Source organism: Chitinophaga sp. (assembly GCF_036566945.1).
Lineage (GTDB): Bacteria > Bacteroidota > Bacteroidia > Chitinophagales > Chitinophagaceae > Chitinophaga.
The window spans coordinates 22,157-30,091 of sequence record NZ_DATCVJ010001060.1 but is presented as its reverse complement, the minus strand read 5'-3'; the positions used below and the strand labels follow the sequence as shown (position 1 = coordinate 30,091).

The window sequence follows — 7,935 nt, the reverse complement described above, 5'->3', positions numbered from 1 at the left end:
CAGGGTTTTGTCAGGTATTGTTTGCATGGGAAAATAAAATTAGTCAATAGTCTATACCCAAATACGTTTATTATCACCCCGCTTTTCAAAATTTATTTTGTGTGGATCAGAAATCCAGTGGCAATACCATCTGCGTGACCACCGGCTCCAGTTTGCTCAGTGACCGCCGCCAGCTGGCTTCCAGCTCCCGCTTCTCCTGTAGTTGAAAGAGGAGTTGCCGAACCGGATTTTTAGGTAAATAGTAATCTATGGTTAGCCGGGCACTGTGTTCGCCGGTTTTTTCAATGGTGTAACTGGTAACACTGTTCTTTTTTTCATCCGTTTCGCAGAAGAGGATCTTTGTTTCGGGATGGTAGGCGAAGCTGCTGGTGTACATCATTACTGTTTGTCCGTTTTGCAGGATATGCCGGTGACGACCGCCCACACCGGGCAGGAAATGGGCTACTTCTTCTACTGTTTTAATGTTTTCCTGCCACAGATGACGAAAATCAAAATGCACCACGGTGAAAAATAATTTTTTGCTGTCTACGGTATACTCTTTTGACACAGATAACATTTTCCTTTTGTCCGCAATAGCCGGCTGCGCTTCGGGCTCGGGCGGGATGCTGTTTTTGAGCTCACTTAAGCGGGTATAGTGAAAAGGAATGTCGCCTGTTTCTGTTTGTTTGCTGCTGGTATCCCATTTCATCCACTGGGTGAGGTCGGGTGGCGGACCGTTTAACAGATCATCTGTGACCAGCCAGTATTCATGTTGTTCAATATCGTTTTTCAATAGCTGATGTGCCAGGATCACATCTTTCCCGATTAATTTACTAAAATTCTTTACCTGGTAGGTGGTGAACTCGCCGTAATGGGTGATCACTTTCAGGGTAAGGTCAATCGCGGAGATACAGGCCCGGCATTGACAGATTTTACGTTGGTCGTACATGTTCAGGTGCCGGTGAAATTCGCAGAACATTTTCTCCACCTGCCGGTATAATGCGGGAAGTTCCAGTGGCGCCCCGAATTTATAAAACAGGATAGCATCTCCTTCTATCTCAGAAATTTCCAGCCCTGTTTCATTGGCATTGATCAACACTTCCAGCAGTTGCTGAATAATGTGACGGCTATGCCCGATCTCAATTTCATTTACAAAACGGGTAAAGCCGCTTATATCCGGAATAAAAAGCAGCCCTTGATTTTCCATTTTTCTATTCTTTTTTTAAAGGTAATAAAAAAGAAGATGGGTGTGGTGCTTAAGTGATTAAGTCCTAATTTTGCGGGCGAATCACCAGCAACTGTAAAATGACGAGCAGCACTGATAACATCAAGCGGATAAAAGACGGGAATATTAGGATCGCCACCCTTCTCGCATTTGCGATGATCCCTATTTCGGGCTTCGCTACAGACATCTACATTCCATCTTTGCCGGGCATGACCAACGCCCTCGGCATCACTAATAGTCAGGCTCAGCTTACACTGAGCCTGTTTTTGATTAGTTATGGGCTATCGCAGCTTTTTGTAGGCAGTTTACTCGATAGCTATGGCCGATACAAGATTGCGTTGGTGTCAATGCTGATCTTTTGTGGGTCCTGCGTCACCATTGCCAATACACATAGTATTTACCTGATCTATGCCATGCGGGTGCTGCATGGTATTACCATTGCGGCCATGGTGGTGAGTAAGCGCGCATTTTTTGTGGATGTATATTCGGGAGAGAAGCTAAAGCACTATCTCAGCATTTTTACGATCATCTGGTCAACCGGACCTATTGTGGCACCTTTCATTGGCGGGTACCTGGAGGTGAATTTTGGATGGAGTTCCAACTTCTATTTCCTGGCGGCTTTTGGTGCGGTATTATTCCTGCTGGAATTTATTTTTAGTGGAGAAACGATTAAGCATACTACGCCTTTCCATCCGGAAAAGATCCTGTCCATTTACGTAGGTATGCTGCGTACCAGCAGCTTTACACTGGGCATCACGATGCTGGGCCTGGGATATTCTATGGTGATGGTATACAATATGTCTGGTCCGTTTATTATTGAACATTTTTTTAATCTCTCACCGGTGGTAACCGGGTATTGCTCGCTGCTGCTGGGATTTGCCTGGATGGTAGGTGGCTTTCTCGGCAAGGGGATGATCAACAAACCGTTCCCTGTAAAAATGAGTGTCAATGTAACCTTGCAGCTGCTGGCCGCGTTGGCGCTACTACTCACTTTTTCGTTATTTAGGGAGATGTGGACCATACTGGTGTTTGCCTTCCTGGTGCATGTGGGCGCAGGTTTTACCTATAATAATTATTTCACTTTCTGTCTCCAGAAATTTCCGAAAAATGCAGGTATTGCCGGAGGCCTAACGGGTGGTTTATCTTACGTGATTGTTTCCATTCTGAGTTATGGCCTGCTATATTGTTTACCTGCCAGCGACGGCCGGCATCTTTCGTTTAGTTATATATTCCTGATCCTGATCAGTGGAGTGGTGATGTTCCGCGTGTTTATGCTGAGCCGGAAAGAAGGGGCTGAAGTGGTACAATAAGAAAAAATTGTCAGATACGTTTCCGCTACATTTTATCATTAAATTAGTTGCATGAAAGGTTTTTGGAAGTACTTCTGGGTCATTTACATCCTTTTCTTTGCGATACCATTCCCATTGTTCATTTATTACATGACGGTGTACAAGCTCGTGGAAGTGGACACCAATCCATGGCTGGCCATGATTTACCTGGCGTTGTCGGTGCTGTTGTGGAGCATATTGCTGGTGGGCTGGTTCCGGAAATGGGTAGTGATGCCCTTTATCGTGCAAAAGAATATAAGTCGTCTTTTAACCGCCGGTGTTAGCAAGGAATCCCGGATTATCAAAAGTCAGCCGCTGATGTCCTCCGGCAATGGCTTCGACACCAAAGAAATTGTTTGTAGTTTAAAAAACTTCGTTGGTACAGATATTACCGAAAAGTTAGTCGTGAATGATAGTCAGCCTGTACTCCGCCGATATGAAGAAGGTAAAACCATCCAGCTGCGCATTGATCCTGCTTTGAAAGCCATTCCGCCGATTATCCCGGATGGCGTAAAAGTGAGTATGAAAACCGGAAGGATCCTGTTGTTGTTTTTCGTTTGGTTGGCTGTGGCAGCCGCGGTAGCGGGGTATTACTGTTATGCCTATACGTTGGAGAATAGTGGACTGGGCTGGCGTTTTCTAAGGTTTTATCATCCGCTTATCATCATCCCACTTATTTTATTGTCGACCCGCTGGGGATTGATGAAATTATTATCATTCATTGGCGGCTCACCAGCGGCCCTGTTGCGATTTAAATATTATGGCATACGTACGGATGCCCGGATTGTATCCGCTTCACAAACGGGTACGTATATTAATGAACAGCCGCAGCTACGGTTTGAACTACAGTACCAGGATACGGCTGGTGTAAGCCATAACGCCTCGTTAAAGAAAATAATTCCGCTGCTGGAGCTGGAAATTGCCAAACAGGCTACCATTCCGGTTTTTTACCTGAAAGATAAACCGGAGCAGATAGCCTTTGCCAGTGACGTGGAAGCTTAAACATGATGAAGATGCGTCTACAAAAAATAATAATGATAGGGTTAGTGAGCGGCTGCATGTCCTGCCAGTCTTTCCGGGACTCTATTCATGATACCTTCTATGGTCATCCCACAGATAGTAGTCGGCCCACCGTGGGAACAGGTACCGCTACCAGGATGGCGGAGCGCAGCAGTACCGTCACTACTACTACCAGCAGTACTGTTACTTCTTCTGCTGTAACAACCGGCAGTGATGGTTTTCTGGCGGATGCCTCCAGATTGAAAACGGCAGAAGAGGAGCTTCGTCGTTTACCGGCTTTCGCTGGAAAGACTATTTATCTGTTTGAAGCCATTCATTTTTATGATGATGGCAGGATCATAACCAAAGTGCAGCATCCGCAAAATCCGGAATACATTGATGAATACGAGTTTAATCATGGAAAATGGCAGGCGCCCACACCGGTGCAACTCTCTGTACACGATGCTATCAAAAAACGGTTGATAAAACTGGATGATATCAGTTTTGCCAGTGTAGCAGCAGTGTGCCGGAATTATCGTTTGAAAGCAGATAGCATCATCGGGGCAGTTCCCGCTTCCCACATATACGGCATATTTGAAAATAATTCCTTCAACTGGTATCCCCAATCGCTCAATGGCAGCCGGGAACGCTATTTCATTAGTTTTACGAAAGAAGGTCACCTGCAGCGTTTTTACCGTGAATAGTGCTTTGTAAAGTTATTTGTCCCCCTCTGATCGTTTCGATCGTTATGAGGTGGAAATCAAATAACTCCTTAACAAAGCCAATATGAATACAACCAGTTTATTCAGGCCATTTCACCTGAAGTCTTTGCATACGAAGAATCGTTTTGTAATGTCCGCGATGACCCGCTCTTTTTCGCCGGGAGGGATTCCAACTGCCGATGTGGCCAGCTATTACAAGAGAAGGGCCGAAGGAGAGGTAGGACTGATCATTTCCGAGGGAACGGTCATCGACCGTCCATCTTCCTCAAAAGATCCCAATGTCCCGAAGTTTTACAGTGAAACCTCACTAGCGGGCTGGCAGCAAGTGATCAACAGCGTATTGGCGGCAGGAGGTCAAATGGCGCCACAGCTTTGGCATGCCGGCATCCAGGATGCTTCACCTTCCGGATGGCAGCCACCGGTTCCTTTTGAAGGCCCGTCGGGTGTAGGTAACGGTCGTGCTATGACAGATGCCGATATTGCCGATACCATCGCCGCTTTTGGCCGTGCCGCTGCTCATGCAAAGCAGATGGGGTTCAACAGTATAGAAGTGCAGGGTGCGCATGGGTATCTTATTGATCAGTTTTTCGGAGAAGATACCAATACCAGGACCGATATTTTTGGTGGCAAAACATTGGCCGCACGTACACATTTTGCCGTAGAAGTGATCAAAGAAATACGGAAACAGGTAGGGGAAGATTTCGCCCTGATCATACGCATATCGCAATGGAGATTTACAGATTATCATCACAAGCAGGCCAAAACGCCACAGGAACTGGAATCCTGGTTAACACCGCTGGCAGATGCCGGCATAGATATTTTTCATTGCTCCACCCGCAGATTCTGGGAACCGGAATTCCACGGCTCCGATCTGAACCTGGCAGGATGGGCGAAAAAAGTAACCGGCAAAGCTACCATCACAGTGGGTTCCGTTGGTTTGGATAAAGATATCACTTCGGTGTATGCCGGTGAAAATTCATCACCCGCCGCTTTGGATGAGCTGCTGCGCCGAATGGATAACAACGAATTTGACCTTGTCGCAGTGGGGCGAAGTATCTTAACAGATCCTTACTGGGTGCAAAAAGTAAAGGAAAACAGGATGGATGAATGGCAGGGATTCAACCGGGAAGTGCTGAGTAAATTGGTGTAGCTTATTTAAAGGATTGCCGGTACGCCAGTGGAGATAGCTGAGAAAAGCCTTCCCGCTTCTCAACGGGAAGGCTTTTCTCAGCATGAATATTTCTTAGAATTTATACGCAAAACCTGCGGCAAAATTCCTTGGTTTTTGTGGATTGATCGACCAATATCCTGTGTAATAAACTTCGTTGGTAATATTGTTCAGTGCAAATGAAATCCTGAATTTTCTGGCATTGTAGAAAACAGTACCATTTAACAAAGTATAGGAAGGCAATAAAAACACACCTGTTTTACTATTGTCAATTACTTTATACACGCCGCCATAGTTGCCGCCGAAGCCGAGTCCGAAATTTTTCAGTATGCCGTTACTGAATTTATAGGTAGCCCAAAGGTTAGCGAGATGTTGAGGACCTTGTCCGCCTGGATTTCTGCCTGGTTGACCATAAAAATCATCTTTAGCACCGGAAATAATTTTGGTGTCGTTGTAGCTATAACCTGCCAGTATGTTCAGACCGTTGATGGGATTGGCACTTACTTCAAATTCAATCCCTTTGCTGCCTACTTTGCCACCTTGCGTATAGTCGTGTACGTTCACCGGATCAGGCATTACCCGGTCTGATACTTTGATATCATACACAGAAACGGTACCGGTTAGTTTGCCATCCAATAGCATGGTTTTAACACCATATTCGAACTGGTTGGCATGTTCAGGCCTGAAAGATTTTACGCGGCTGTCGCCACCATCTGCATTGGATACCTGTTGAGGCGCCACGTTGATGAATGCGTTCATATAATTGGCAAACAGCGATACTTTATTCAGGATAGGCTGATATACCACACCAAACTTGGGAGATACCGCAAACTGGTTATAATCGTCTGTGGGATCATCTTTGTCGCCCTTTGAATCGAAGTAGTCGGCACGTAAACTCACCATCACATTCAATGCCGGTGTGATATTGAGTACATTGGAAAAGTAGGCGCTGTAAGCGCTGTTGGAGATGTTGCTCCTGTTGCTATCCTGTGGCGCCAGCAGTTGTTTGATGGCGTCCATGGTTAAATCAACCGGGGGCAGCGGATCGCCGGTGGCCGGATCAAAATAACCTATTTCTCCGGGGGCGGTCACGTTTCTTGCAGAAGCCCATCCGGAGCTGTTTTCTACCACATGACGATGGTAGTAATCCAATCCCACCAACAGGCGGTTTCTCATGTTGCCAATTTTGAAATCGCCGTTGAAGTTTTGCTGGATATCAAGGGTATTGGTCTTTTGATTTTCATAATGAAAATAATGTTGAAACCATTTATCACCCGGCACATCGTCCCAGATGTAAGTGTAAATACCGTCGGATTTAACTCTTCCGGTAGATACTACGGTTTGTGATTTCCATTGGGAAGAGAGCTTATACAACATTTGCGCCTGCATGTTAAAGCGTGGATTACGAATGGTGAGGTCATTACTGGTAAAGGATAACTTGTTGTTCAGGTTCAGTTCTTCCACGGTTTTGAAATCCAGTGGCGCATCCCGGTTGGATTGGAAGAACACCGGTGCAACGGCTCTTTTTTCCTGCAGAATTTCTGCCATCACACTGAAAGATAAGCGGCTGTTGACTTCATAGGAAAAAGAGGGCGCCAGGAAGACAGATTTCTTGAATCCCGCATCCTGGAACGTGTTTTCGCTATGCAGGGCGCCATTCAGCCGGAGTGCGATCTTTTTCTTTTTGCTTAACGGGGTGTTGATATCAAAGGTGACCCTGTTTAAGTCAAAGCTACCGGTGTTGTAAGTAACTTCTCCTCCAAAAGTATCATATGGTTTTTTGGTAATGGTGTTAATCATGCCACCATAAGCCTGAAAGCTACCGCCGAAAAGAGTGCCTGACGGCCCTTTGATGACTTCTATTGATTCGATGTCCGCAGGATCAGGATTGCCGCTGGTGATACCGGGCAAACCGTTGTAAAGGGATGGTTGTGCATCAAAGCCTCGAAGCGCAAAATAGGAGGCGCCGTCGCCCGCTCTGCCGGTAGATTCCCAGGTTCTGGTGATACCCGGCACGTTGCGCAGGGCATCATCGTAATTAGAGAGCACCTGCTGCTTCATCAAATCGGCAGATACGGTATTATATACCTGGGGATTTTCCAGTTTTTCCAATGGCATTTTGGCCACGGACTTGTTTTCCTTGTTAATATTCCGGGATGATACAGTCACTTCATGTAACTGTGCCGCATTTTCTTTTAATACAAAATCTACCTGGCTCGTTTGTCCGGCGCTAACAGTGATTTGTTTTTCTTCTGCTATAGATACCAGGTCGCTGACAAGCAATGTCCAGGTGCCGGGTTTTATATTTTTGATGGCATATACACCCTTTTCGTTGCTGATATCGCCCCATTTGGCATTTTTAATCCTGATGGTAACGAGCGGCGCAGGCTTGCCGTCACTGGTGGTAATGGTGCCCTTAATGGCGCCGTTATTATCTTTTGCCGTTTGTGCATGTAGGTGGGTACCGACAAGCAGACAGGTCATCAAAAGAAAAAGTCGATGAAACATTTAAAG

At 45.9% G+C, this 7,935-nt stretch carries 6 protein-coding genes; 4 read left to right on the top strand and 2 right to left on the bottom strand.

All coding sequences use genetic code 11. From position 1 onward, the window contains the following. Positions 1–106 precede the first annotated feature (106 nt). The gene (locus VIP81_RS32095; protein WP_331971851.1) at positions 107–1,186 is read right to left on the bottom strand and encodes a DUF2652 domain-containing protein; all 1,080 of its coding nucleotides are present in this window, start codon (positions 1,184–1,186) and stop codon (positions 107–109) included. 98 nt (positions 1,187–1,284) lie between these two features. Between VIP81_RS32095 and VIP81_RS32090 the strand changes: the two genes are divergently transcribed. The 4 genes from VIP81_RS32090 (at position 1,285) to VIP81_RS32075 (ending at position 5,403) form a co-directional block, all read left to right on the top strand. Continuing rightward, entirely contained in the window at positions 1,285–2,514 is a 1,230-nt protein-coding gene (locus tag VIP81_RS32090; RefSeq protein WP_331971849.1) for an MFS transporter, read from the top strand. Between the two features lie 51 nt (positions 2,515–2,565). Continuing rightward, positions 2,566–3,534 (top strand): hypothetical protein, encoded by a 969-nt coding sequence (locus VIP81_RS32085; RefSeq protein ID WP_331971846.1) that lies wholly within the window; start codon positions 2,566–2,568, stop codon positions 3,532–3,534. 11 nt (positions 3,535–3,545) lie between these two features. Continuing rightward, entirely contained in the window at positions 3,546–4,235 is a 690-nt protein-coding gene (locus tag VIP81_RS32080) for a hypothetical protein (RefSeq protein ID WP_331971843.1), read from the top strand. Positions 4,236–4,317: 82 nt separating this feature from the next. Further along, positions 4,318–5,403 (top strand): NADH:flavin oxidoreductase, encoded by a 1,086-nt coding sequence (locus VIP81_RS32075; RefSeq protein ID WP_331971840.1) that lies wholly within the window; start codon positions 4,318–4,320, stop codon positions 5,401–5,403. Between the two features lie 93 nt (positions 5,404–5,496). Here VIP81_RS32075 and VIP81_RS32070 read toward each other — a convergent pair whose 3' ends face one another. After that, the gene (locus VIP81_RS32070) at positions 5,497–7,929 is read right to left on the bottom strand and encodes a TonB-dependent receptor (protein ID WP_331971837.1); all 2,433 of its coding nucleotides are present in this window, start codon (positions 7,927–7,929) and stop codon (positions 5,497–5,499) included. Positions 7,930–7,935 lie beyond the last annotated feature (6 nt).

What these genes read in the sequence shown, in the direction of transcription:
- VIP81_RS32095 (WP_331971851.1), bottom strand. Translation starts at nt 1,186, where the DNA reads ATGGAAAATCAAGGGCTGCTTTTTATTCCGGATATAAGCGGCTTTACC.
- VIP81_RS32090 (WP_331971849.1), top strand. Translation starts at nt 1,285, where the DNA reads ATGACGAGCAGCACTGATAACATCAAGCGGATAAAAGACGGGAATATT.
- VIP81_RS32085 (WP_331971846.1), top strand. Translation starts at nt 2,566, where the DNA reads ATGAAAGGTTTTTGGAAGTACTTCTGGGTCATTTACATCCTTTTCTTT.
- VIP81_RS32080 (WP_331971843.1), top strand. Translation starts at nt 3,546, where the DNA reads ATGCGTCTACAAAAAATAATAATGATAGGGTTAGTGAGCGGCTGCATG.
- VIP81_RS32075 (WP_331971840.1), top strand. Translation starts at nt 4,318, where the DNA reads ATGAATACAACCAGTTTATTCAGGCCATTTCACCTGAAGTCTTTGCAT.
- VIP81_RS32070 (WP_331971837.1), bottom strand. Translation starts at nt 7,929, where the DNA reads ATGTTTCATCGACTTTTTCTTTTGATGACCTGTCTGCTTGTCGGTACC.